At 70.4% G+C, this 23,267-nt stretch carries 24 protein-coding genes; 14 read left to right on the top strand and 10 right to left on the bottom strand.

Annotated elements, in window-relative coordinates; translation table 11 throughout:
* The first annotated feature begins 32 nt into the window (after positions 1 to 32).
* The 8 genes from K8625_RS30230 (at position 33) to K8625_RS30195 (ending at position 9,209) form a co-directional block, all read left to right on the top strand.
* Positions 33 to 935: a tyrosine recombinase XerC gene (locus K8625_RS30230; protein ID WP_223751765.1), complete on the top strand. Its 903-nt coding sequence runs from the start codon at positions 33 to 35 to the stop codon at positions 933 to 935.
* A 72-nt stretch (positions 936 to 1,007) separates the two neighbouring features.
* Positions 1,008 to 1,535: an ATP-dependent protease subunit HslV gene (gene hslV, locus K8625_RS30225; protein WP_223751764.1), complete on the top strand. Its 528-nt coding sequence runs from the start codon at positions 1,008 to 1,010 to the stop codon at positions 1,533 to 1,535.
* A gap of 10 nt (positions 1,536 to 1,545) precedes the next feature.
* Entirely contained in the window at positions 1,546 to 2,952 is a 1,407-nt protein-coding gene (gene hslU / locus K8625_RS30220) for an ATP-dependent protease ATPase subunit HslU (RefSeq protein WP_223784664.1), read from the top strand.
* A 46-nt stretch (positions 2,953 to 2,998) separates the two neighbouring features.
* Positions 2,999 to 4,234 carry an aspartate aminotransferase family protein gene (locus K8625_RS30215; RefSeq protein WP_046713256.1) on the top strand — a complete coding sequence of 412 codons (1,236 nt, stop codon included), beginning with the start codon at positions 2,999 to 3,001 and terminating at the stop codon, positions 4,232 to 4,234.
* A 111-nt stretch (positions 4,235 to 4,345) separates the two neighbouring features.
* The gene (locus tag K8625_RS30210; RefSeq protein WP_223751762.1) at positions 4,346 to 5,704 is read left to right on the top strand and encodes a J domain-containing protein; all 1,359 of its coding nucleotides are present in this window, start codon (positions 4,346 to 4,348) and stop codon (positions 5,702 to 5,704) included.
* A 20-nt stretch (positions 5,705 to 5,724) separates the two neighbouring features.
* A complete protein-coding gene (dnaK, locus tag K8625_RS30205; RefSeq protein ID WP_141329672.1) occupies positions 5,725 to 7,566 on the top strand; it encodes a molecular chaperone DnaK in 1,842 nt (613 codons plus the stop codon).
* Positions 7,567 to 8,385, top strand: coding sequence for a M48 family metallopeptidase (locus K8625_RS30200; protein WP_223784663.1), 819 nt, complete (start codon positions 7,567 to 7,569; stop codon positions 8,383 to 8,385).
* Between the two features lie 122 nt (positions 8,386 to 8,507).
* Entirely contained in the window at positions 8,508 to 9,209 is a 702-nt protein-coding gene (locus K8625_RS30195) for a VOC family protein (RefSeq protein WP_223784662.1), read from the top strand.
* A 39-nt stretch (positions 9,210 to 9,248) separates the two neighbouring features.
* Here K8625_RS30195 and K8625_RS30190 read toward each other — a convergent pair whose 3' ends face one another.
* Genes K8625_RS30190 through K8625_RS30165 form a run of 6 tightly spaced genes read right to left on the bottom strand, consistent with a single transcriptional unit; the run spans position 9,249 to position 12,952 of the window.
* On the bottom strand, positions 9,249 to 9,779 hold the full coding sequence (locus K8625_RS30190) for an AAA family ATPase (protein WP_223784661.1): 531 nt from the start codon (positions 9,777 to 9,779) through the stop codon (positions 9,249 to 9,251).
* 15 nt (positions 9,780 to 9,794) lie between these two features.
* Positions 9,795 to 10,277, bottom strand: coding sequence for a MaoC family dehydratase N-terminal domain-containing protein (locus tag K8625_RS30185; protein WP_141332445.1), 483 nt, complete (start codon positions 10,275 to 10,277; stop codon positions 9,795 to 9,797).
* A 6-nt stretch (positions 10,278 to 10,283) separates the two neighbouring features.
* Positions 10,284 to 10,679 (bottom strand): MaoC/PaaZ C-terminal domain-containing protein, encoded by a 396-nt coding sequence (locus K8625_RS30180; RefSeq protein ID WP_141332446.1) that lies wholly within the window; start codon positions 10,677 to 10,679, stop codon positions 10,284 to 10,286.
* Between the two features lie 47 nt (positions 10,680 to 10,726).
* Positions 10,727 to 11,857: an SDR family oxidoreductase gene (locus tag K8625_RS30175; RefSeq protein WP_194869521.1), complete on the bottom strand. Its 1,131-nt coding sequence runs from the start codon at positions 11,855 to 11,857 to the stop codon at positions 10,727 to 10,729.
* Positions 11,858 to 11,880: 23 nt separating this feature from the next.
* Positions 11,881 to 12,477, bottom strand: a complete 597-nt coding sequence (coaE, locus tag K8625_RS30170) for a dephospho-CoA kinase (RefSeq protein WP_223784660.1) — start codon at positions 12,475 to 12,477, stop codon at positions 11,881 to 11,883.
* A 10-nt stretch (positions 12,478 to 12,487) separates the two neighbouring features.
* On the bottom strand, positions 12,488 to 12,952 hold the full coding sequence (locus tag K8625_RS30165) for a hypothetical protein (RefSeq protein ID WP_223751755.1): 465 nt from the start codon (positions 12,950 to 12,952) through the stop codon (positions 12,488 to 12,490).
* A 133-nt stretch (positions 12,953 to 13,085) separates the two neighbouring features.
* Between K8625_RS30165 and K8625_RS30160 the strand changes: the two genes are divergently transcribed.
* The 6 genes from K8625_RS30160 (at position 13,086) to K8625_RS30135 (ending at position 19,355) form a co-directional block, all read left to right on the top strand.
* Positions 13,086 to 13,592, top strand: a complete 507-nt coding sequence (locus K8625_RS30160) for a cytochrome c3 family protein (RefSeq protein ID WP_141332449.1) — start codon at positions 13,086 to 13,088, stop codon at positions 13,590 to 13,592.
* Positions 13,593 to 13,599: 7 nt separating this feature from the next.
* Positions 13,600 to 14,247 carry a ribosome biogenesis GTP-binding protein YihA/YsxC gene (gene yihA / locus K8625_RS30155; protein WP_141332450.1) on the top strand — a complete coding sequence of 216 codons (648 nt, stop codon included), beginning with the start codon at positions 13,600 to 13,602 and terminating at the stop codon, positions 14,245 to 14,247.
* Between the two features lie 72 nt (positions 14,248 to 14,319).
* The gene (locus K8625_RS30150) at positions 14,320 to 15,987 is read left to right on the top strand and encodes a DUF6178 family protein (protein ID WP_223784659.1); all 1,668 of its coding nucleotides are present in this window, start codon (positions 14,320 to 14,322) and stop codon (positions 15,985 to 15,987) included.
* Positions 15,988 to 16,137: 150 nt separating this feature from the next.
* Positions 16,138 to 17,424 (top strand): spore coat polysaccharide polymerase ExoJ, encoded by a 1,287-nt coding sequence (gene exoJ / locus K8625_RS30145; RefSeq protein ID WP_223751753.1) that lies wholly within the window; start codon positions 16,138 to 16,140, stop codon positions 17,422 to 17,424.
* The gene (exoK, locus tag K8625_RS30140) at positions 17,414 to 18,562 is read left to right on the top strand and encodes a spore coat polysaccharide biosynthesis glycosyltransferase ExoK (protein WP_223751752.1); all 1,149 of its coding nucleotides are present in this window, start codon (positions 17,414 to 17,416) and stop codon (positions 18,560 to 18,562) included. The genes exoJ and exoK overlap by 11 nt, the downstream gene beginning before the upstream one ends.
* A 106-nt stretch (positions 18,563 to 18,668) precedes the next feature.
* Entirely contained in the window at positions 18,669 to 19,355 is a 687-nt protein-coding gene (locus K8625_RS30135; RefSeq protein WP_223751751.1) for a DUF4097 family beta strand repeat-containing protein, read from the top strand.
* A 131-nt stretch (positions 19,356 to 19,486) separates the two neighbouring features.
* Here K8625_RS30135 and K8625_RS30130 read toward each other — a convergent pair whose 3' ends face one another.
* From K8625_RS30130 to K8625_RS30115, 4 genes are read right to left on the bottom strand one after another with little or no spacing between them, the layout of a single operon-like run.
* Positions 19,487 to 20,599: a quinone-dependent dihydroorotate dehydrogenase gene (locus K8625_RS30130; RefSeq protein WP_223751750.1), complete on the bottom strand. Its 1,113-nt coding sequence runs from the start codon at positions 20,597 to 20,599 to the stop codon at positions 19,487 to 19,489.
* A 9-nt stretch (positions 20,600 to 20,608) separates the two neighbouring features.
* Entirely contained in the window at positions 20,609 to 21,604 is a 996-nt protein-coding gene (locus K8625_RS30125; RefSeq protein ID WP_046713272.1) for a hypothetical protein, read from the bottom strand.
* Positions 21,605 to 21,650: 46 nt separating this feature from the next.
* Positions 21,651 to 22,385 (bottom strand): Smr/MutS family protein, encoded by a 735-nt coding sequence (locus tag K8625_RS30120; protein WP_223751749.1) that lies wholly within the window; start codon positions 22,383 to 22,385, stop codon positions 21,651 to 21,653.
* A gap of 46 nt (positions 22,386 to 22,431) precedes the next feature.
* Entirely contained in the window at positions 22,432 to 23,214 is a 783-nt protein-coding gene (locus tag K8625_RS30115; protein ID WP_370641999.1) for a TerB family tellurite resistance protein, read from the bottom strand.
* Positions 23,215 to 23,267 lie beyond the last annotated feature (53 nt).

Genomic DNA, 23,267 nt, shown 5'->3' with positions numbered 1-23,267 from the left:
AGGCTCTCCGGGCCCCCTACGCTCCCCTCGCCATGACGAACCTGTCGCCGCTCTTGGAGAAGTTCCGGGTCCACCTGGAGGACGAGAAGGGCTCGTCCCCGCACACGGTGCGCAACTACCTGGTCGACCTGGTGGACTACGAGCGCTACCTGGTCGAGCGGATGAAGTCGTCCCTGCTCGCCGGCACGCACGCGGCGATTCGCGGCTACCTGGGCACCCTGAGCGTGGACCACGCGCCCGCCAGCCGCGCGCGGCGCCTGGCCTCCATCAAGTCCTTCTACAAGTACCTGGTGCGCCAGAAGCTCTTGCCCGCCAGCCCCGCCAAGCTGGTGAAGAGCCCGAAGCTGCCCAAGGCGCTCCCCAAGGTGCTGCCGGTGGAGGAGGTCTTCGCGCTGCTCGACGTGCACGACTTGAAGTCCGTGCTCGGCCTGCGCGACAAGGCCATCCTGGAGATGCTCTACGGCGGCGGGCTGCGCATCAGCGAGCTGTGTGACCTGGACCTGCTCGCCGTGGACCGGAGCGGCCGCATCGTCCGGGTCATGGGCAAGGGCAGCAAGGAGCGCCTGGTGCCCGTCAACGCGCAGGCCATCCGCTCGCTGGAGGCGTACCTGGCGCGCCGGGGAGAGCTGCTCGCGGAGCCCAGGCCGGGCCAGGCGCCGGAGGCCATCTTCCTCAACTTCCGCGGCGGCCGGCTGACGCCCCGGAGCATCCGCCGGCACCTGGACCAGCACGTGCTCAAGTGCGCGCTGGCGCGCAAGGTGAGTCCGCACGCGTTGCGTCACTCGTTCGCCACGCACCTGCTCGGTGGGGGCGCGGACATCCGCAGCATCCAGGAGCTGCTGGGCCACGCGAGCCTGTCCACCACGCAGCGGTATACCCATGTCAGCTGGGAGCAGCTCCAGCAGGTCTACGACGCCGCCCACCCCCGCGCCTGAGAAACGGTGCGGGAGCGGACAGGCGGGCGGTGTTCCTTGGAAACGCGGGGCGCGGCTTGTTAAACCCGCTCCATGTTCCACGGCACCACCATCCTCTGTGTGCGACGCGACGGAAAGGTCGCCATCGCCAGCGACGGTCAGGTCTCGCTCGAAAAGACGGTGATGAAGAACACGGCGAAGAAGGTCCGCAAGCTGGGCGAGGGCCAGGTCCTCGCCGGGTTCGCGGGCAGCACCGCCGATGCCTTCACCCTGTTCGAGCGCTTCGAGGGCAAGCTCAAGGAGCACCAGAAGAACATGGCGCGCGCCTGCGTCGAACTGGGCAAGGACTGGCGCACGGACCGCTTCCTGCGCCGGCTGGAGGCGCTGCTCGTCGTCGCGGACAAGGACAAGACGTTCATCCTGTCCGGCGCCGGGGACGTCATCGAGCCGGACCACGGCATCGCCGCGGTGGGCAGCGGAGGCCCCTACGCGTTCGCCGCCGCCCGGGCGCTGATGGCCCACACGCAGCTGACCGCTCGCGAGGTGGCGCAGCAGTCGCTCTCCATCGCGGGCGAAATCGACATCTACACCAACTCCAACATCTCCATCGAAGAGCTCTAGGAGCCTCCCCGTGGCCGAATCGCGCAAGACGTCCGCCTTCACGCCTCGTGAGGTGGTGGGCGAGCTGGACCGCTACATCGTCGGGCAGAACGCCGCCAAGCGCGCGGTGGCCATCGCCCTGCGCAACCGCTGGCGCCGCCAGCAGGTCTCCGACGACCTGCGCGACGAGATCCACCCGAAGAACATCATCATGATCGGCCCCACCGGCGTGGGGAAGACGGAGATCGCCCGCCGGCTCGCGAAGCTGGCGCAGGCGCCGTTCGTCAAGGTGGAGGCCTCCAAGTTCACGGAGGTGGGCTACGTGGGCCGCGACGTGGAGTCGATGATCCGCGACCTCGTCGAGGCCGCCATCGGCCTGGTGCGCGAGGAGGAGACGGAGAAGGTCCGCCCCCGCGCGGAGGAGCTCGCCGAGGACCGGCTGATGGAGCTGCTCCAGAACAACGGCGCGCCGCGCACGCCGTCCTCGCCGCCGCCGTTCGGCTTCGCGCCGCCGCCTGCGCAGCCCGCGCCCCAGCGCCTGGGCGACAACGAGCGCGAGAAGCTGCGCGCCCAGCTGCGCGCGGGCACGCTGGATGACCAGTTCGTGGAGGTGGAGGCGAGCGACAGCGCGCCCACCTTCATGCGCGGCTTCTCCGGCCAGGGCATGGAGGAGATCGGCGTCAACCTGCAGGACCTCTTCAAGAACATGCCCGGCATGAGCAAGACGCGCAGGCGTCGGGTGCGCGTGCCGGAGGCGCTCCAGTTCCTGCGTCAGGAGGAGGCCCAGAAGCTGGTGGACCCGGACCGCGTCCAGCGCGAGGCGGTGGTGCGCGCCGAGTCGAGCGGCATCGTGTTCATCGACGAGATCGACAAGATCGCCAGCCGCGACGGCGGCGGCAAGGGCGGGGGAGGCCCGGACGTCTCGCGCGAGGGCGTGCAGCGCGACATCCTCCCCATCGTCGAGGGCTCCACCGTCAACACCAAGTACGGCATGGTGAAGACGGACCACATGCTCTTCATCGCCGCGGGCGCCTTCCACGTCTCCAAGCCCAGCGACCTCATCCCGGAGCTGCAGGGCCGCTTCCCCATCCGCGTGGAGCTGGAGCCGCTCTCCGGCGACGACCTCATCCGAATCCTGCGCGAGCCGAAGAACTCCCTCTTGCGCCAGTACACCGCGCTGCTCTCCACCGAGGGCGTGCGCCTGTCCTTCACCGACGACGCGGTGACGGAGCTGGCGCGCATCGCCCAGCAGGCGAACGAGCGCACGCAGAACATCGGCGCTCGCCGCCTGCACACCGTGCTCGAGCGGCTGCTCGACGAGGTCTCCTTCTCCGCCAGCGAGCTGGGCCCCCGGGACTTCCAGGTGGACGGCAATTATGTGCGCGAGCGGCTGGGCGCCATCGTCCAGGACGAGGACCTGTCGCGCTACATCCTCTAGCGCGCTATATGGCGCGCACACCGCAGTGCCCTCACCACAAGGAAGGTTGACTCCCTTGCCGCAACCCGTGCCCTCGGCCGCCCCCAGCTCCAACGACACCCTCATCCAGAAGGCCCGCCACCACCTGCTGCAGAACTACAAGCAGCAGCCCATCGTCCTGGCACGTGGGCAGGGTACGCGCGTGTGGGACGCGGATGGGCGGGAGTACCTGGACCTCATCGGGGGCGTGGCCACGTGCGCGCTCGGGCACTGTCACCCGGACGTGGTGGCGGCGGCGCACGCGCAGCTGGACACCCTGTGGCACGTCTCCAACGCGTTCTACTCGCAGCCGCAGATCGACCTGGCGGCGCAGCTGTGCGAGTGGAGCGGCCTGTCGCGCGCGTTCTTCTGCAACTCGGGCGCGGAGGCGAACGAGGCCCTGCTGAAGCTGGCCCGCAAGGTGATGAAGGACCGGGGCACGCCGGAGCGCTTCGAGGTCATCACCTTCGAGCGCAGCTTCCACGGCCGCACCCTGGCCACCGTCACGGCCACCGGACAGCCGAAGTACCACGCGGGCTTCGAGCCGCTGCCCGCGGGCTTCCACCACGTGCCCTACGGGGACCTGGACGCGGTGCGCGCCGCGGTGAAGCCCACCACGGCCGCCATCCTGGTGGAGCCCGTCCAGGGCGAGGGCGGGGTGCGTCAGGCTCCCGCGGGCTTCCTCAAGGGCCTGCGGGCGCTGTGCGACGAGAAGGGCCTGCTGTTGCTGGTGGATGAAATCCAGACGGGCATGGGGCGCACGGGCATCCCGTTCGGCTTCATGCGCGACGGCATCCTCCCGGACGCCATCAGCATGGCCAAGGCGCTGGGCAACGGCCTGCCCATCGGCGCCATGCTGTGCCGCGACGACGTGGGCGCGAGCATGGTGCCCGGCAGCCACGGGTCCACCTTCGGTGGCAACCTGGTGGCCGCCGCCGCCGCCAACGCGGTGCTGAAGGTCATCCGCCAGCCGGGCTTCCTCGACGAGGTGAACTCCAAGGGGGCGTACTTCCTGGAGAAGCTGCGGGGCATCCAGTCCCGGCTGCCCGCGGGCCGCGTGGTGGAGGTCCGGGGCCAGGGCCTGCTGGTGGGCCTGGAGATGGACCGCGACGCGCCCCAGGTGCTCGGCAAGCTGCGCGAGGCGGGGGTGCTCGGCAACGCCGCGGGGGAGCGGACCGTGCGCTTCGCCCCTCCGTTCACCATCAGCCGGGAGGAGCTGGACCAGAGCCTGGCCATCATCGAGCGGGTGCTGACCGCCCTCTGAGGGCGGCCTCCCCTCGGCCGGAGCCGCGGGTTGGGGGACACTGGGTGTTTGACGCCCCGCGTCCCCCAAACCTAGGCTGTTCCATTCGGCAACCCTTCAGCGGACCGTCCTGTGAGCGCGTCAAACACGATTGTCGGCCTGGGGGCCCGGACGGACCACATCGCCACCGTGCCCAACCTGGACCTCGCTCGCCTCCAGCTCTCGCCGGAGGAGGCGGGCGTGTTGTCGCTCGTCGGCAGGGTGGAGCGCATCGACCAGGTGCTGTCACGTTCCACCCTGGGTGAGGCGCGCACCATCGCCGTGCTGCTGGCGCTGCGCGCCAAGGGCGCCATCGTCCCGGCGCGCGTGGTGCAACGAAACCAGCCGGCGCCCGCCGTGGACGCGGCGATGGCCGAGGAGGTGGACCTCGAGCCGGAGCGCAAGAAGGAGATCATCGACCTGGAGCGCGCGCTGGACGGCCTGGACTACTTCGCCGTCCTCGGCCTGCGTCCGGGCGCTCCCGCCACCGAGGTGAAGCAGGCGTATTACAACGCGTCGCGCCGCTTCCACCCGGACCGCTACTTCGGCAAGAACCTGGGCAGCTTCCGCGCGCGGATGGAGCGCATCTTCCGCAAGCTCACTGACGCCCACAACGTCCTCAGCCAGCAGGACAAGCGCGACGCGTACCTCAAGGCGAACCCGGCGCTCGCACAGGCCTCCGCCGCCGCCTCGGCTTCCTCGACACCGCCGCCCGTGGCCTCCTCGCCGGCTCCAGCCGCGGCCTCGTATCCGGCCACGGAGCTGACGCCCATTGGCCTCACGCCTCCGCCCGCACCCTCGCCCCTGCGCATGGCCCGGCCCGCGCCGCCGCCGCCGCGCGCGCCCGCACCGCCACCGGTGAACGACGCGGAGTCGGAGGCCCGGCGCGCCGAGCGACAGGCCCGGCTCGCCCGTCACCCGTACATGGCCAAGAACGTGCGCCTGACGGAGCTGGTGGCCCGGGGCAAGGCGGCCGTGGCCCGAGGGGACTGGGAGCGCGCGTACCAGGACTTCCACCAGGTCCAGACGATGGACCCGAAGAACCGCGAGGTGGCGACGCTGCTGGTGGAGGCGCGCCGCCGTCACGACGAGCAGCGGGCCTCCGTCGAGGTGACGCGGGGGCGGGAGCTGGAGCAGCACGGGGACGACGTCGGGGCGCTCGCGGCGTACCGGCTCGCCTTCTCGCTGGACAACCAGAGCGCCGAGGCGGCCTTCCGCTCGGCGAAGCTGGGGCTTCAGCAGGGCCAGGATGTCGGAGAGGTGCGCGTCCTGGCGCAGCGCGCCGTGGACCTCCTGCCGGGGCGTGTGGAGCACCAGGTGTTGTTGGGACGGGTGCTGATGGAGTCAGGGGCCAAGAAGCAGGCCAAGCGGGTCTTCGAGGACGCGGCGAAGCTGGACCCCGACAACGCCGAGGCCAAGGCGGCGCTCAAGAAGCTGCGCTGGACGTTCTAGTAGGATGAGCACGCTCACCCATGGCTGAGTCCGAACCTCTCATTGGCATCGACCTGGGCACGACGAACAGCATCGTCGCGACCGTCCAGGACGGGCAGCCCATCGTCATCAAGAACCGCACCGGCATGGCGCTGACGCCGTCGGTGGTGGCGGTGTCGAAGAACGGCAAGCGCCTGGTGGGCGGCATCGCCAAGCGCCAGGCCATCACCAACCCGCAGGAGACGGTGTACGCCGCCAAGCGGCTCATCGGCCGGAAGTTCTCCTCGCACGAGGTGCAGGACGCGCTGCGCTCGCTGCCCTACGAGGTGGTCGTCGGACAGCACGACGATTTGCGCATCCGGATGGGGGGCAAGGACCTGTCCGTCCCGGAGATCAGCGCGATGATCCTCCAGGAGCTGAAGGCGGACGCGGAGGCGCACTTCGGCAGGCCGGTGACGAAGGCCGTGGTCACGGTGCCGGCGTACTTCAACGACGCCCAGCGCCAGGCGACGAAGGACGCGGGCCGCATCGCCGGGCTGGACGTGCTGCGCATCATCAACGAGCCCACGGCGGCGGCGCTGGCGTACGGCTTCAGCCGCACGGTGAACGGCCGCGTGGCGGTGTTGGACCTGGGCGGCGGCACGTTCGACGTGTCGGTGCTGGAGATCAACCAGGGCGTCTTCGACGTGGTGGGGACGGGCGGCGACACGTACCTGGGCGGCGAGGACTGGGACAACCGCATCATCGAGTGGCTCGTCTTCGGCTTCGCGAAGGAGCACGGCATCGACCTGCGCAAGGACCGCATGGCGTTGCAGCGGCTCAAGGACGCGGCGGAGAAGGCGAAGGTCGAGCTGTCCAGCGTGCGCGAGGCGCAGATCAACCTGCCGTTCATCAGCACGCCCCCGGGTGGAGGCGCGGCGCTGCACCTGCAGGCGGCGCTGTCGCGAGAGAAGCTGGAGGACCTGACGGCGGACCTGGCCGAGCGCGTGGTGGGCATCACCACGGAGGTGCTGGGCGAGGCGGGGGTGCGCGCGTCGGAGCTGAAGGAGGTCATCCTGGTCGGCGGCATGTCGCGCATGCCGAAGGTGGTGGAGGCGGTGCGCGGCTACTTCCGCCGCGAGCCGTGCAAGGGCGTGCACCCCGAGGAGGTCGTGGCCCTGGGCGCGGCGGTGCAGGCGCACGCGCTGGTGGCGCAGGAGAGCGAGCTGCTGCTCCTGGACGTCACGCCCCAGAGCCTGGGCGTGGCCATCGCCGGGGGCTTCGTGCGGCGCATCATCCCGAAGAACACCACGGTGCCCACGTCCGCCACGGAGGTCTTCGCGACGTCGAAGGACTTCCAGCGGCTGGTGAAGATCATGGTGCTCCAGGGCGAGCACGAGCTGGCGCACCAGAACGAGCTGTTGGGCGAGTTCGTCCTCACCGGCCTGCGTGAGGCGCTCCGCGGGCAGGTGGAGATCGAGGTGACGTTCGACATCAACGCGGAGGGCATCGTGTCCGTCTCCGCGCGCGACAGGGAGACGGGGCTGCGCCAGTCCATCACCGTCACCGCGTCCAGCGGCCTCACCGAGGAGGAGCTCAAGCGCATCATGGACGAGCAGCGCGGCTACCTCATGGCCGCGCGCATCTCCGAGGAGCTGAAGGTCAAGCGCGTGGAGCTGGACACGCTCGCGCGCGACGTCATGGACGCGCTGACGCGGGCGAGGCTGTTGCCGGGCGGTGGTGGGCTGACGCCGGACGCGGTGCCTCGGGCCGAGCAGGTGCTGGAGCACGCGCGCCAGGTCCGCGCCAACGAGGACGTGGCCGCGCTGGGCCGGGCGTGTGAGCTGCTCGCCGGGTGTCTGGCGCAGCTCAAGGGCTCCGCGCGTGGCGGTGTGGGGCGATAGATGGGCAGCCAGCGCGCCAACCAGCTCGTCGAGGCCGGACTGTGGCTGCGCCTGAGCGGCGATGCCCAGGGCGCGCAGAAGCTCTTCGAGCGGGCGCTGGAGCTGGACCCGCAGAACGTCCGCGCGCGGGATTGCCTCGCCTCGCTGGAGGCCTCGCCAGGGAAGAGCTCACCGTTCTCGCCGGGGCCGTTGGATGCGGGGACGCGCGGCACGCCGTTGGCGTCGCTGGAGGGTGACTGGGGGGCGTGGGCGGAAGGGGAGGGCGGGCCGCTGGACGAGGAGGACGAGGAGCGCTCTCCCAGCGTGCTGATTCCCGACGTCGACGAGCCCACTCCGGGGAGCGACGTGCTGGAGTTGCTCGCGCGCGACGAGTCCACGACGCAGGAGTACGGCATCCCCGAAGGCGAGACGGACGAGTACGGCGTCCCCGCCACGGAGAGCGAGCTGGAGCGGCTGCTGCGCGGGGCGGCGGACCTGCTGGAGCTGGATGACCACTCGGGCGCGGTGGATCTGCTGTTCAAGGCGCAGGAGCTGGCGCCCGGAGACCCTCGCGTCGAGGCGCTGCGGGCGCGCAGCGAGCGGATGCTGATGGCGATGCTGGAGTCGAAGCTCGGAGACCTGGGGCGGGTGCCTCGCGTCCGGCTCCAGGCCGACGACATCATCTGGCTCAGCCTAGACCACCGCGCGGGCTTCGTGCTCGCGCAGATCGACGGCGCCGTGACGTTCGAGGACCTGTTCTCACTGTCGGGGATGACGCGGCTGGATACCGCCCGCATCCTCGCGCAGCTCCTCGACGAAGGCGTCATCGCCGCCGCCTGAGTCCCGATTCGGCTGCCGCACCTTCATTCTGCCTGGCCTGATTGACAGCTGGCTGTCTGGATGACAGGTTCCTGTCTTGTCGTACGGCTTTCCAGGACCGCCGTTGAAGAGGAGCACCTGCCATGCACGCGGATGCCAGCATCCCGGCGTTGCCCTGTGTGGAACTGGAGTCGACGCTCGCGTTCTACGGCTTGCTGGGCTTCGACGTGACGTACCAGCAGCGCACGCCGAATCCCTACGCGGCGACCCGACGAGGGGGCGCTCATCTCCACTTCTTCGGCTTGAAGGGCCTGGACCCGGCGACGGCCTTCAGCACCTGTCTCATCATCGTGGACGAGGTCGAACGTCTGCACGAGCACTTCGCGAGCGCCTTGCGCGAGCAGTACGGAAAGCTGCCCCTGCGTGGCGTCCCCCGAATCACCCGGATGCGGACGGGGCAGTCGCGCTTCACCATCGTCGACCCCTCTGGGAACTCGGTCATCTTCATCCGTCGTGACGAGCCCTCGGGCCACGGGGATGACGGGCGGGAGCCCCAGTCCGCCCTGGCCAAGGCGCTGAAGACCGCGCGCCGCTTGCGCGACTTCAAGAACGACGATGCCTCCGCGGCCAAGGTCCTCGATGTCGCGCTGAAGAAGCCCGACGGCGGGACGGGGGTGGAGCGGGCACGCGCATGCCTGGCGCGCGCTGAGTTGGCCGTGGTGCTGGACGACGCGCCGAGGGCGAAGTCCCTGCTGCGAGAGCTGGACTCCCTGACCTTGTCGAAGCCGGAGCGGGGCTCCCTGCAGGACGAGCGTGAGTCCCTGGAGCGCCTCCTCCGAGTCTGAGCCGTCAGCCCACGGTCCGCGGCGGGCGCCTCGTCACCGTCAGAGGTGCTCGAGGATCTGCTTCGCGCGCGTCCTCGGACTCCCCTCGACTTCGAGCACCGCCACGCCGAGCCCATGCGGGTCGTCGAGGAGCAGCTCCTTCAACGTCTCGTCCACGGCTTGCCGCAGCTCCGCGTCCTCCGAGGCGGAGAGCGCGATCCGATCCGGCGACTCGATGCCGACGAACACCACCAGGTCGAGCTTGCGCAGGGCCTCGCGCACCCGCGGCAGCCACGCGTCCAGGTCGAACGCGTCACCGTCCTCGTGGGCCCGGAGGTAGCCGAGGAAGTCCACGGGGCACCGGTCGAACAACACGTCGCGCCCGTCCTCCTCCGCCAGGTTCTCGAGGGAGCGAACCAGCTGCGCCTCGAAGTCCTCCAGGGACGGGGGCTGCGCGAACTCGTGCCCCTCTTCCTCCAACTGGTGGTACGGCTCATCCACCGTCACGTAGGAAGAGGGCAGCAGCTCCGCCAGCTCCTCGAGGAGCGTCGACTTGCCCGCGCGATGGGTACCGCAGAAGGCGATCCTCATGGCGCGAGCGGGGGACTACGAACCGCGGATGACGGCGGTCCAGGTGCCCTTCACCACCACGTCGCCGCGCTGGTTGCGCGACTCGCTGGTGACGACGACGAACTCCATGCCCGCCTTCTCATAGATGTTCGCGATGCGGCCCGTGGTGGTCATCACATCGCCCGGACGCATGACGTCCAGGAACTCCAGCTCCTGCTCGCCATGCACCAGCATCAGCAGATTCACGCCCAGCTCCGGGTCCGCCACCGCCGAGCCGAAGGGCCGGATGGCGAAGACGACGGCGAAGCTGGGGAACGCAATCAAATCCCCATACGGCCCCGCCTTCGCGGCCTGCTCGTCGTGGAGGAGGGGACTGACGTGCGCGGGAGCCTCGCCCGGCGTGCCCGCGGCCGGGTGCGCGCCGCCGAGCGCCAGCGCGAACTCGCGCAGCTTCTCCGCGCCAATCGTGTACGTGTACGGGCCGTATTCCCGGCCGATGAAGCGCTTGTCGATGGCCATGGTGGTCTATCCCAGGGAGGCTTCGACGACGGCGCCCTTGAGGACGGCCTCGCCGCGCTGATTGGTGGCGGTGACTTCGGTGACCATCCGGTCGCCCTCGATGGACGTCACCTTGCCCTCGAACGTCACGGTGTCCTCGGGGCGCACGGGGCGCGAGAAGCGCACCTTCACCCTGCGGATGCGGCCCGGGTCTCCCACGAAGACCGCCACGGCCTCCACCGCCCAGCCCAGGGTGCACAACCCCTGGAGGATGACGCCCCCCAGGCCGGCCACCTTGCCGACCTCCGGGTCGATGTGGATGGGATTGAAGTCCCCGGATGCGCCCGCGTAGTAGATCGGCCGGTACAGGTCGCACTCGCGGACATGCGTGAAGGTGTCGCCTACCTGGAACGTGCGTGCCATGAGGCCGTCTTGTCTAGCACGGCCGGCCCCTCGCCCAGCCCACGAACTCACCCCGTCGCGGTGCCCTGGTCCAGCGGGTCCTCCACCTCGGAGCCCTCGCGGCGCTTGCGGTACTGCTCCCGCACGTACGCCACCAGCTGGTCCAGATACGACGACAGGGGAGGGCAGCGCACCCCCGAGCCATCGAGCAGCTCCAGCGTGTTGTGGCAGTTGTAGATGGCCAGGTGGTTCACGTAGCTGATGGCCGCGCGCTGCGGACGCGCCAGCTTCTCCAGCACCGGCAGCCGCAGCATCACGTCGGCGGCGCGCGCGGACAGGTTGAAGCGCGGCAGCTTCTTGTTCGCCTTCTCCGCGATGAGCTCGTACACGCGCCGCGCGCTCATGGGATTCGGGTCCACCAGGTGGAAGGTGCGCCCCGCCGCGCGAGGGTCCTTCGACAGCCGCCACACCGCCTCCACCACGAAGTCCACCGGCACCACGTTCAGCGGCGCCACGCCGTTGCCCGGCAGGGGCAGCGGCACGACGAGCGGCGACGTCACCAGCAGGATGCCCAGGTAGTAGGGCCCCTCGAACTTGTCGATCTCCCCCGTGCGCGAGTCGCCCACCACGCTGGAGGGCCGGTACACCGTCACGGGCAGCGTCGCCCCCGCGCGCGTCACCAGCCGCTCGGCCTGGAACTTGGTCTCCTCGTACGGGTTCCTGAAGCCCTGGCCCCGGTCCAGCTCGTCCTCGGCGATGACGCCCAGCCGGTCTCCGGACACGTAGCAGGTGGAGAAGTGGTTGAAGCGCGCCAGGTGCTCGCAGTCGCGCGCCAGCTCCAGCATGTTGCGCGTGCCGTCCACGTTGACGCGCCATGCGGTGTCCTTGGGCACGCCCAGCTGCGCGACGGCGGCCAGGTGGAAGATGTCCGTCACCCGCTCGCACAGGCGCTGGTACTCCTCGCCCGACAGGCCCAGGTGCATGTCCACCACGTCGCCGGTGAGCAGCTCCACGGTGGCGCCCTTCAGCTTGGAGGCGTGCTTCTGGGCCTCCTTCAGCGCCTTGGGCTGGACCAGCGCGTACACGTGGCCCTTCGGGTCCTCCCGGGCGATGTGCTCCACCAGCCGCTTGCCGATGAACCCGGGGTAGCCGGTGATGAAGTACGTCCCGCCGCCGGCCTTCTTGCGCGTCTCGCTCATTGCGCGCGCAGCATACTCGCCCGTCAGCCGCGCGCGAGCATGGCGCGCCAGACCGACTCCACCTGCTCCCGGGTGGACGTCAGATCCCCGCTGTTGTCGATGACCCACGTGGCCACCGCCCGCTTGTCGTCCAGGGGGAGCTGGGAGGCCAGCCGCGCCTCCGCCGCCGCCGCGTCCAGCCCGTCGCGCGCCATCAGCCGCGCCTTCTGCACGTCCCGGGGCACCCACACCACCGCCGTGCCCTCCATCCAGGCGTGCATCCCGGACTCCACGAGCAGCGGGACGTCGTAGACCACCCGGGTGACGCCCCGGGCCTCCAGGGCCTGGACCTTCTCGAGGAAGGCCTCGCGCACCCGGGGGTGGGTGATGGCGTTGAGGGCGGCGCGCTCCTCGTCGTTCCCGAAGACGCGCGCGCCCAGCTTCGCCCGGTCCAGCCGGCCGTCCGGGCCCACCACGCCGGGGAAGCGCTCGGCGATGGCGGCCAGCCCCGGGGTGCCCGGCTCCACCACCTCGCGGGCGAGCACGTCCGCGTCGAGCACCTCCGCGCCCAGCTCCCGCAGCATCCGGGTGACGGTGCTCTTGCCGGAGGAGATGCCGCCCGTCAGCCCGAAGACGTGCACGGGCGCGGGCCTACTTCGCGGCCTTCTGCGTGGTGAACGTGAGCGACTGCACCGTCTTGCCGTCCTCGTTGAAGAAGATGGCCAGGCCCAGCTTGGGGTAGAGGAAGTAGGTGCGGAAGTCGTCCGTCAGCTTGCGCTGGTAGCAGGGCGCCGAGGGCACCGGACCCGAGGGGCACGCGGGGCCGTAGCTCGTCTCGATGGTCTCCTTGTCGATGATGGGCCCGGGGAACACGTCGATGCGCTCGATGACCCCGCCGGCGTCCACCTTGAACTGTGCCTGGCTGGTGCCCTTGATGGCCTCCTTGCCCAGGTAGGCGATGGTCTCCTTGCCGTCCTGGCTCACGGTGCGCGAGGGCTCACCGAACTTCTTGACCACCTCGTCCTTCTTCGTGACGCCGGGCTCCACGCCCTGCCAGGGCTTGGCGACAGCGGGAAGGGAGACGGCCACCACGGCGAGCGCAATCAAGGTCCTCATCACGACATCCTCCCTAATGGAAAGGGCGGGCGGGGCTCAAGCGCTGCCCTCTCTTTTCAACGGACGATTCCCGCTGGCATTCAACCACGAGACGCCTTGCCCCGTCCGGAGGGGAGTGTTACTTCGCGAGGTCATGCGCGCTCCTGGCATCCGGCTCCTGCCCGTCCTCCTGCTGGCCCTCTGCGGCGTGGCGGGGGCGGCTGATTTCGTCGGCGCTGACAGCTGCAAGGGCTGCCACCCGGAGGCCTACGAGGCGTGGATGCAGTCCAAGCACGCCCGGGCCGTGAGCTCCCTGTCCGAGCAGCAGCAGAAGGACGGCCGCTGCCTGTCGTGCCACTCGCCGGATCAGGTGGCCCAGACGCAGGCGAGTGTGAGCTGTGAGACATGTCACGGTGGGGGGCAGTACTACTCGCCGGAGTACGTGATGAAGGACCCGGAGCTGGCGCGGCTGGTGGGGCTGGTGGACCCATCCGAGAAGCAATGCCGCTCCTGCCATGACGCCTCCTCGCCCTCCCTGCGGCCGTTCGACTTCAAGGAGTCGCTGAAGGCCATCGACCATTGGTCCGCCGAGCGCGCCCGCAGGGCCGCCCGGACCGAGGCGACCCCGGCGACGCCTCCTCCCGCCACCGCGAAGAAATAGCCGCAACGTGATCAAGATTCTCGACGCCCGCTTCGTCATCACCGCCGTGGAGCCCAAGGGCTATCCGCAGGGGCACACCGCGGAGGTGGCCTTCGTGGGCCGCTCCAACGTGGGCAAGTCCTCCATGATCAACACGCTCACCCACCGCAAGAAGCTGGTGCGCGTGTCGAACACCCCCGGACGCACGCGCACGCTCAACTTCTTCGACGTGGACCTGGAGCGCGGCACCGCCCGCTACCAGGTGCGCCTGTGCGATCTGCCCGGCTACGGCTTCGCCCGCGCCAGCAAGACGGACAAGGCCCAGTGGGAGAAGATGATCACCACCTACCTGGAGAAGCGGCACCGCCTGGAGGTCGTGGTGAGCATCATCGACGCGGAGGTGGGTCCCACGCCGGACGACCTGGCCACGCTCGACTACCTCCAGGCCCACAAGCGCAAGGTGATGGTGGTCGCCACCAAGATCGACCGCCTCACCAAGGCGAAGACGCGCCCCCGGCTCCAGGAGCTGGCGAAGCTGATGGACCTGCCGCTGGAGGCGGTGCTGCCCTTCTCCTCCACGGAGCGGCGGGGCGTGGACGAGGTCTGGGGCGCGCTGCTGGACACCTTCGGCCGCGCCTCGAGGGTGCGCGCCGAAGCCGCCCAGGACCCGGACTGACTCCATCGGGTAGTGGCCGCTTGGGCGGGGTTCCCCTCCCGGTGGGAGGGGCCCTGTGGTAGGCACGCCGCCGTGTCCGAGAACGGCAAGGGAAATGGCAGGGATTCGCAGCTCGCCTTGCGCGAGCTGCAGCAGCGGTTGATGGGGCTGTCGCCCCGGCGGCGGATGGAAGCGCTGCTGGAGGGCGCGGATGCGGGCGCGGTGGTGCGCGCGCTGCCTCCGGAGAGCCTCTACCTCACCATCCAGGAGGTGGGCCTGGCGGACGCGACGGAGCTGGTACAGCTCGCGTCCCCCGCGCAGTTCCGCGCCTTCGTGGACCTGGGCGCGTGGAAGCGCGACAAGGTGGACCCGCACGCCGCGCTCACGTGGCTGCGCGCCGCGCGCGGCGGCTTCGACGACACCGCCGAGTACCTGCGCAAGCTGCACGCGCTGGACCTGGAGGTGCTGGAGCTGGTGCTGCGCGAGTTCGTCGTGCTGCATGACCGGGAGGAGAACCCGGACGTCAACCCGCAGGGCGTGACGCTGGAGACGCCCGAGGGGCGCTACCTGGTGGAGATCACCGCCGAGGGCGTGGAGATGTCCGCCGTGCGCGCGCTCGTCAACGACCTCATCGCGGAGAACCCCTTCGAGGCCGTGCGCCTGCTGGAGGCCGTACGCTGGGAGATTCCCGGTGAGCTGGAGGAGACGGCCTTCCAGTTCCGCAGGGGGCGCCTGGTGGACATGGGCTTCCCGTCGCTGGAGGACGCGGTGGCGCTCTTCAGCCGCGTGGACCTGGCCGCGCCGAAGAAGCCCCTCGTCACCAGCGCGCTGGCCGCTTCGCAGGGCCACGTGGACTACCTCGATGCGTCCTTCCGGGGCCTGACGACGCTGGAGCGGCAGAACGCCGAGGACGAGCTCGCGGGCGTCGCCAACGCGGCGCTGGTCGCGGAGCTGGAGGACCCTGGCGACCTGGACGCCGTGCGCCGCGTGGGGGAGATGACGCGCGACTCCCTGTCGCTCGGCCTGGAGTACCTGACGGGCGCGGACCCCTCGCAGGCGACGGAGGTGCTGCGCGACGTGCCCCTCAGGCGCGTCTTCCAGACGGGCTTCACGCTGACGCTCCAGCTCAAGTACCGCGCGGACCGGCTGGCGAAGTCTCCCGGCGCCGTGGTGGACGGCGTGCTGCTGGTGCTGCCGGAGGAGGCCGCCGCGCTGGAGGCCCTGCGCCGCAAGCGCCCCCGTCGCGCGCTGAAGGTGGAGGGCGCGGAGCCCGTGCCCTTCCGCTCCCTGCGGGAGATTTCCGCCAGCGAGGCGGTGCTCACGCGCGCGGAGGCGCAGGTGGACGTGCTGCGCGGGGTGCTGGGCGGGACGCCCGAGGCGGCGCGCCAGGCCGTGGCCCGCTTCGGCGCGCCGCTCGAGTCGCTGGGGGTCCCGCGCCTGTTCGCCGCCGTGGTGGCCATGGCCATCCTGGACGGCCGGGCGGAAGCGCGCCCCGTGCCCCTGGGCCGTGGGGCGGAGCTGGGCGCCCGTCTCTTCGAGGGCACCCCGCAGGCGCCCCGGCTGCATGCGTCCGCGGCTGAACGCGCGCTGGCGGGGCTGGAGGGCGCGGTGCCCCAGACCGCCCGCGAGGAGCTGCGCCGCATGGTGGGCGTGACGCTCGCGAAGCTGCTGGAGGAGCTGGGCGCGGCGTGGCTCGAGGACACGACGTGGAGCCCCGTGGCCTCCGAAGTGCTCCCGATGGAGAGCGGCCCGGTCCCGTAGCTTTTTCAGCCTGGGAGGGTCTCCGTGCGCCGGAGGCCCTCCGGGCCCGTGGAGATCCAGGCGGTTGCGAGCCCGACTCCTGGCACGCCCTCTGCTTTCAGGCAGCCCCACGCGGAGGTGTACGCGCGTGACTGCCAGAGGAGGAGGGACATGGTGCCGGGAGAGCAGGGGCAGCGCCGTGACGTGTGGGCCTTCTATTCGCTGACCGCTTTCGCCGCGGTGATGTACGCGGTGCCGGGCGAATGGATTCCGGCCATGGCGCCGCTGCGGCTGGCGCTGATGACGTCGGTGGTGGCGGCGGGTTTGATGTTGATTCGCAGGTTGGGGCGCGGCGAGCCGCTCTACCTGGACGGAGCGCGAGGGTGGGCGCTCATCGGCTTCTCCTCGCTGGCGGTCCTGTCCGTGTCGTGGGCGGTGAACGCGGAGGTCGCGCGCTACACGGGCATCGAGCTCTTGAAGCTGACGGCCATCTACCTGACGCTCGTCAACGTCATCACCAGCGGCAAGCGGCTGGTCGTCGTGTGCGGCGCCATGGTGCTGGCCTCGGTGGTGACGTCCATCGGCGTCATCAACTGGTACATGGTGGGCGAGGACCTGGTGGAGGGCTTCCGCGCGCGCTGGGTGGGCGTGTACGCGGATCCGAACCACATGGCCATGAACCTGGTGCTGGTGGTGCCGCTGGCGGTGGCCTTCGTGGCCCGCAAGGGCAGCGCCTGGGTGTGGCGGATTGCCTGTCTGGTGGCGGCGGTGCTGGCGGTGGTGGCCATCGTCCTGTCGCACTCGCGCGGCGGCTTCATCGGCCTGACCGTGGCGATGGGCCTGTGGGCCTTCCGTGAGAAGCGCCGCATCCAGGCCATCGTCGTGGGCTCGCTCTTCGTGGTGGGCCTGGTGGTGTTCGCGCCGGAGAGCTTCTGGGCGCGCAACGAGACGGTGGCGGCCTTCCACGAGGACGCGTCCGCCATGGGCCGCGTCTACGCGTGGCAGGTGGCCAGCCGCATGAGCCTGGACAAGCCGCTGTTGGGCGTGGGCGCGGGCAGCTTCCGCTACGCGTGGGCGGAGTACGCGCCTCCGGAGGCGACGCGCGCGTACGTGGCGCACAACATCTTCCTGGACGTCATCGGAGAGCTGGGCTGGGTGGGCCTGGCCTTCTTCCTGGTGTTCGCGGGAGGCGCGTCGGGCGGGGCGTTCGCCGCGTCGGCCAGCCGCACGATGGGGTGGATGGCGCGAGCGCTGTCGGCCTCGGTGGCCGGCTATCTCGTGTGTGACTTGTTCTCCGGCTACATCCTGTCCGCGCACTGCTACGTGCTCTTCGGCCTGGCGGCCGCCGCGCACCGCATCGCCCGGGCGGAGGAGGCCAAGGAGTCGCTGGGTGTGCCAGAGGGGCGCTCGTCCGCCGCACCGGTGGGGGCGTGGGAGGGGTCGGGACATGCGGCGTGAAGAGGTGATGATGGGGGCCAGGCCCATGCGCCTGGTGCAGTTCACCCGCTCGTTCCACATCGGCGGGACGGAGGTGCAGGTGCTGGAGCTGCTCCGGGGCCTGCCCCCCAGCTACCAGCTCCAGGTCGCCGTGCTCGAGGACGCGGGCCCGCTGATGGGCGCGGTGTGGAAGCTGGGCCACACCGCGGAGAGCTTCCCGCTCAAGGGCTCCGTCGCGCAGCCGAACACCGCGTACCAGGTGATGCGCATGGCCCGGTGGCTGAAGTCCAACCGCGTGGACCTGGTCCACGTGCACGACTTCTACTCCACGCTCATCGCCGTGCCCGCCGCGAAGCTCGCCGGCGTGAAGGTCATCGTCGGCCGGTTGGACTTGTCCCACTGGCAGGGCACCGCCCGGCGCGCCGTGCACTCGCGGCTGACGGCCATGGCGGACCACGTGGTGGCCAACGCGGAGGCCATCCGGCGCATGCTGGTGGAGGAGGAGGGCCTGTCCGCCTCCCGCGTGTCCGTCATCCACAACGGCCTGGACCTGGCCCGCTTCGATGCGCGCATGCGCGAGGGCCTCAAGGCGCCGCTGCCGGACACCGGTGACGCGCCGGTGCTCGTGCACGTCGCCAACATGAACCACCCGGTGAAGCGCCAGGAGGACCTGCTGCTCGCCCTGGCCATGCTCCACCACGGCGGCACGCCGCTGCATGCCTTCCTCGTGGGCGACGGTCCCCGCAGGAAGGGCCTGGAGAAGCTGGCCGCGGAGCTGGGCGTCTCCGACACCGTCCACTTCCTGCGTCATCGCACGGACGTGGCCGCCATCCTGTCTCGCGCCACCGTGGGCGTGCTGTGCTCCAGCGCGGAGGGCATGTCCAACGCCGTCATGGAGGGCATGGCCGCGGGCCTGCCCATGGTCGTGACACGCGTGGGCGGCAACACCGACCTGGTGCGCGATGGCGAGCGCGGGCTCGTCGTCCCGCCCGAGCGCCCCGCCCAGCTCGCCCAGGCCATCAGCCAGCTCCTCTCGGACCCCGAGAAGGCCCGTCGCATGGGCCGCTCCGCCCGGGACTTCGTCGCCCGCGAGCTGTCCCTGGAGCGGCTGATCCGCCTCCATGACGCGCTGTATCAACGGGTGGTCCACGGCCACTAGCCAGGGAATGTCAGACCGCCGTGGATACTTCGCGTCGTTCGCCGGCAATGGGGGGCCGGCTCCTCCGTAGGGTGGGGTGGACCTACCCTACCTCGGAGCACCCGCCATGTTGCTGCCCCTCCTGGCCATCCTCGCCGCCGCGCCGGCGACCCAGACCTGGAAGTTCGACACGGACGGAACCCCTCAGGTTCACCTGTCCAATGTTAATGGCGCCGTTCGCGTAGATGCGGTAGACGGGAATAGTGTGGTAATCGAGGCTGTTCCGGAAAATCCCGGAGATTCCGGTCCTCGGATGGACGTCGAGGTCACCCAGGAGGGTGACGAGGTGCGGGCGAGGGCGTGCTGCGGCCCCTGCGAGGAGCGGTGGCAGTCGTGCAAGGGCACGGCGGGGGCGGTGCGCTTCGTGGTGAAGGTGCCGAAGGCGTCGGAGCTGGAAGTGTCGGTGGTGAACGCGGGGGTGGTGGTGAAGGGGGTGACGGGCCCGCAGAAGCACTCCACCGTCAACGGCCGTGTGGAAGTGAACGGCTCGGAGCGACGTTTGTCGGTGAGCAGCGTTGAGGGAGAGGTGGTACTGGCTCCCCGGAAGCTCGAGGACACGGAGGTCAGCACGGTGTCGGGCAACGTCCGGCTGAAGCTGCCGGAGCGAGCGGACGCGCGGGTGGAATTCAGTTCCGTGGGGGGCAGTTTCAACGGGAGCTCTGTCAGCCTCGGGTCGAAGAAGAAGACCTACGGCGCGGGCACCCACACGGTGGAAGTGAGCACTGTCGGAGGCTCGCTGACCGTCCAGGAATAGCTTTCGAGGCCCGTCTCCAAGTCAGACGGCCCGGGGCGCTCGCCGGTGAAACTCCAAGGCGCCGGCGAGCGCTCACTTTTTTACGCGGGGCCCCTCGTCCTCCCATGGCGGAGCGAGGGGCCCTTCGTGTTTCAGGGCGCGTCGTCGTCGCCCTGGACGGTGCCCGGGTCTCCGCGGTGATCCGCGCCCACCAACTGGGCGACGCTCTGGTACCCATCCCTCTCGAGCATCTGGGCCAGCGTGGGCAGAAGCCCCCGCACCATGCCCGGCCCCTCGTAGATGAAGCCCGTGTAGACCTGCACCAGGGACGCGCCCGCGCGCAGCTTCTGGAACACGTCCGCCGCGGTGAAGACGCCGCCCACGCCGATGATGGGCAGCTTCCCGCCCGAGCGCTGGTACGCGCGCGCGATGACGGCGTTGGAGGCCTCACGCACGGGCGCGCCGGACAGGCCGCCGGCCTCCTTCGCGAGCGGGTGCTCGAAGGGCCGGGCCACCGTGGTGTTGGTGGCGATGAGGCCGGCGAGCTTCTGGGCCAGCGCCACGTCCACCACCTCGTCCACCGCCTCGGGCGTCAGGTCCGGGGCGATCTTGAGGAACAGCGGCTTGCCCGGCGCCACGGTGTCCAGCCGCGCCCGCACCGTGCCCAGGAGCGCCGACAGCACCTCCGGCTCCTGCAGCTTGCGCAGGCCCGGCGTGTTGGGGGACGACGCGTTGACCACCACGTAGTCACCCAGGGGCCCGAGCGCGTCCACGCACGCGACGTAGTCCTCCACCGCGCGCTCCAGCGGCGTGTCCTTGTTCTTGCCCAGGTTCACGCCCACGGGACCGGGGTGCCAGGTGCGCGCGCGCAGGTGCTGGGCGGCCACGGCGGCGCCGTGGTTGTTGAAGCCCATGCGGTTGATGACGGCCTGGTGCTCCGGCAGGCGGAACAGGCGGGGCGTCGGGTTGCCGGGCTGGGGGCGGGGGGTGACGGTGCCCACCTCCACGGCGGAGAAGCCGCAGGCGAACAGGCCGTCCACCGCCTCCGCGTCCTTGTCCAGGCCCGCGGCCAGGGCCACCGGGTGGGCGAAGCGCAGCCCGGCGACCTCCACCGCGAGCGAGGCCGGCACGCCCTCCAGCGCCCGCTCCCGCAGGGACTCGCACAGGTCGCGCGAGTGCCCCAGCTGGCGCAGGCCCCAGAGCCCCAGCCGGTGCGCGCGTTCGGCGTCCAGCTTGAAGAGCAGCGAGCGAGTCAGTCCGTACATGCTCGCTGCTCAGCCCGGGATGAACGACGCCTGGCGCGCCCACGCCAGCGTCTGGTCCACCTGCTCCGGCGTGAGGATGCCGTGGCTCTCGATGAGCTCGATCTCCCGGCGCATGTCCGTCTCGAGCAGGTAGGGGCCGTCGGTGTTGATGGTGAACTTCACCTTGCGGTCCCAGAACGTCCGGACGATGTGGCGCAGCTCCTCGATGCCCTCCACCGCCTTGGTGTGCAGGTTGGAGGTGGGGCACAGCTCCAGGACGATGTCCTGCTCGCGCAGCACCTTCATCGCGTTCTCGTCATAGGCCGCGCGGATGCCATGGCCGATGCGGTGCGGCTTGAGCTTGTCCACCACGGACATGACGCCCTCGGCGCCCGTGCCCTTCGTCTCACCCGTGTGCACCGTGCACTTCAGGCCCGCCTTGCGCGCCCGGCCGAAGAGGTCCTCGTACTGGGCCACCACCTCCGGCTTGAGCTCCATCGCGTTCGTCTCCGTGCCGGCCAGGTCGATGCCGTACACGCCGCGCGTGCGGTACTTGATGGCCTTGTCCACGAGGATGCTGTTGAGCCGGTGGTCGAACTCGCGCGCCAGGCAGAAGATGAAGCCCACCTTCACGCCGTACTCGAGCACCGCCCGGTCCATGCCGCGAAGCGCGGCGTGGATGATGTGGTCCAGGTCCAGCTCCGAGTGCAGGTTGCGCTTCATCGGGTTGAAGCGCAGCTCGATCTGCGTCACCCGGCTGCCGCGGTACTCCTTGCCGATGATCTCGTAGACGGAGCGTTCGATCGCGCTCGGCGACGACTGGATCTTCTCCGTCCAGGTGTGGAGGATCTTCAGGTAGTCATCCAGGCTGCCCACCTTGCCCGGACGGGAGGTGATGAGCTCCACGAAGTCGAAGTACGTCTTGACGGGGAGCTTGAAGCCTTGCTGATGGGCGATGGACCAGAGGATGTGGGGGGCCACCGAGCCGCCCACGTGGATGTGCAGGTCGATCAGTTCGCGTGCCATGGCGGCATGTATGCACAGTGCCGGGCGCGCGTAAAGGATACGGCCGTCACCTGCGCAGCAGCAGGTACAGCGCCCCCGTCCCACCGTCTTGCGGACGTGCGGTGCAGAACGCCAGCACCGCCGCGTTGATGCGCTTCTGCGCGAGCCACGCCTTGAGCAGCTCCTTCAACACCGGCAGCTGTTGCTTGGAGTGCAAACCGCGGCCGTGGACCACCAGCACGCAGCGGCGGCGGGCGCGGCGGCTGTCGGACAGGAAACGCTCCAGCGCGGCGCGGGCCTCCAGCTGCGTCATGCCGTGCAAGTCCAGCTGCCCCTGGATGGAGAAGTCCCCGCGCCGGAGCGAGCGCAGCAGGTTGCGGTCGACGCCGGGCCCCAGGCCCTCGATGTGCTCGCCCACCTCGGCGATGTCGAACTCGCCCGGGCCTCCGGCGACCAGCTCGCTCAGCTCCGCGAGCGCCTCCGCGTTCTCGTCCACCAGCTCCGGCAGGCGGGGGTTGGACTTGGGGGGCTCGCCGCGGTGGGTGATCTGCGCCACGCCGTCCATGGCGGAGAAGAAGAGGGACGCCTCGTCCTCGGGGCTCTCGTGCGCGGCCTGGCTCTTGCGCGCGGGGGCGGCGGGCGGGGGCGCCTTCTGCTTGCGAGCCTCCTCCGCCGCGCGGGCCTGGGCCTCCTTCTCCTTCTTCTCCTGCTCCTGGATGCCCTTGATGGCGCTCTTGAAGGGGTTGTTGTGGAAGGCCTCTTCCTTCTTCTTGGGCGGGGGCGGCTTGCGGTGCTGGCTCATGGGGGGGCTTTCTCTTCGAGTCGCTCGCGCGGGTTGTAACCCAGGGCTACAGGCCGCGCAGGCGTCGGATTTCCTCGTAGGCGTCGCGGACCTCCTGGAAGCGGCGGGCCACCTCGTCGGCGTCCTCGCCCTTCAGGTGGGCATGCTTGTCCGGGTGCAGCTCGGCCGCGAGCCGGCGGAAGGCGCTCTTCACCTCGGAGTCCGTGGCGCCGGAGGACAGCCCGAGCGCCTCGTAGTGGGCCGAGGCGTCCCCCAGGTGCAGCGCGGCGATGGCGCGCTGCTCGTCGGCGGACAGGCCCAGCGCGTCGCCCACGCGGGCGAGCACCTCGCGCTCGGAGCGCTGCAGCGCCCCGTCCACCAGCGACAGCTCGTACAGCGCGTCCAGCAGGCGCCGCCGCTCGAGTGACGGCAGGGCCTCCTGGCAGGCGGCCGCGGCGTCCTCCAGGTCGGGCGGCACGGCGATGAAGTCCTTGAGGCGGCCGCGCACGAAGTCGAGCGAGTCCGGGCCGTACTTGAGGACCTCCTCGAAATAGCGGCGGATCTCCTTCACCTCCTCGCGCCGCACCTCCCCGTCGGCGCGGGCCACCTCGACGAAGAGCGCGCACAGGCTGCGGGTGAGGTGGGCGTCGGCCTCCTCCTGCACGGAGCGCGCGTCGAGTGGCGCGTTGGGGGCGCTGAAGCCCGGGTGGGCCAGGGGTGGGAAGTCCGCGAGCGCGTCGGGGGACTCGGCGGGCAGGGCGTTCATCTCGTCGAAGCGGTGGCCGACGACGCCGCCGACGACACCGAGCAGGATGATGGCCCAGGGACTGCCGATGAGCAGCCCGACCATGAGACCTATCATCGCCCCCAGCACTTTTCCTGAGCCCATGGCCGCCGTTTACC

It is taken from the genome of Myxococcus sp. AS-1-15 (assembly GCF_020037055.1).
GTDB classification, from domain to species: Bacteria; Myxococcota; Myxococcia; order Myxococcales; family Myxococcaceae; genus Myxococcus; species Myxococcus fulvus.
The sequence above is the reverse complement of the archived record's forward strand: the minus strand, read 5'-3'. Positions and strand labels throughout refer to the sequence as shown.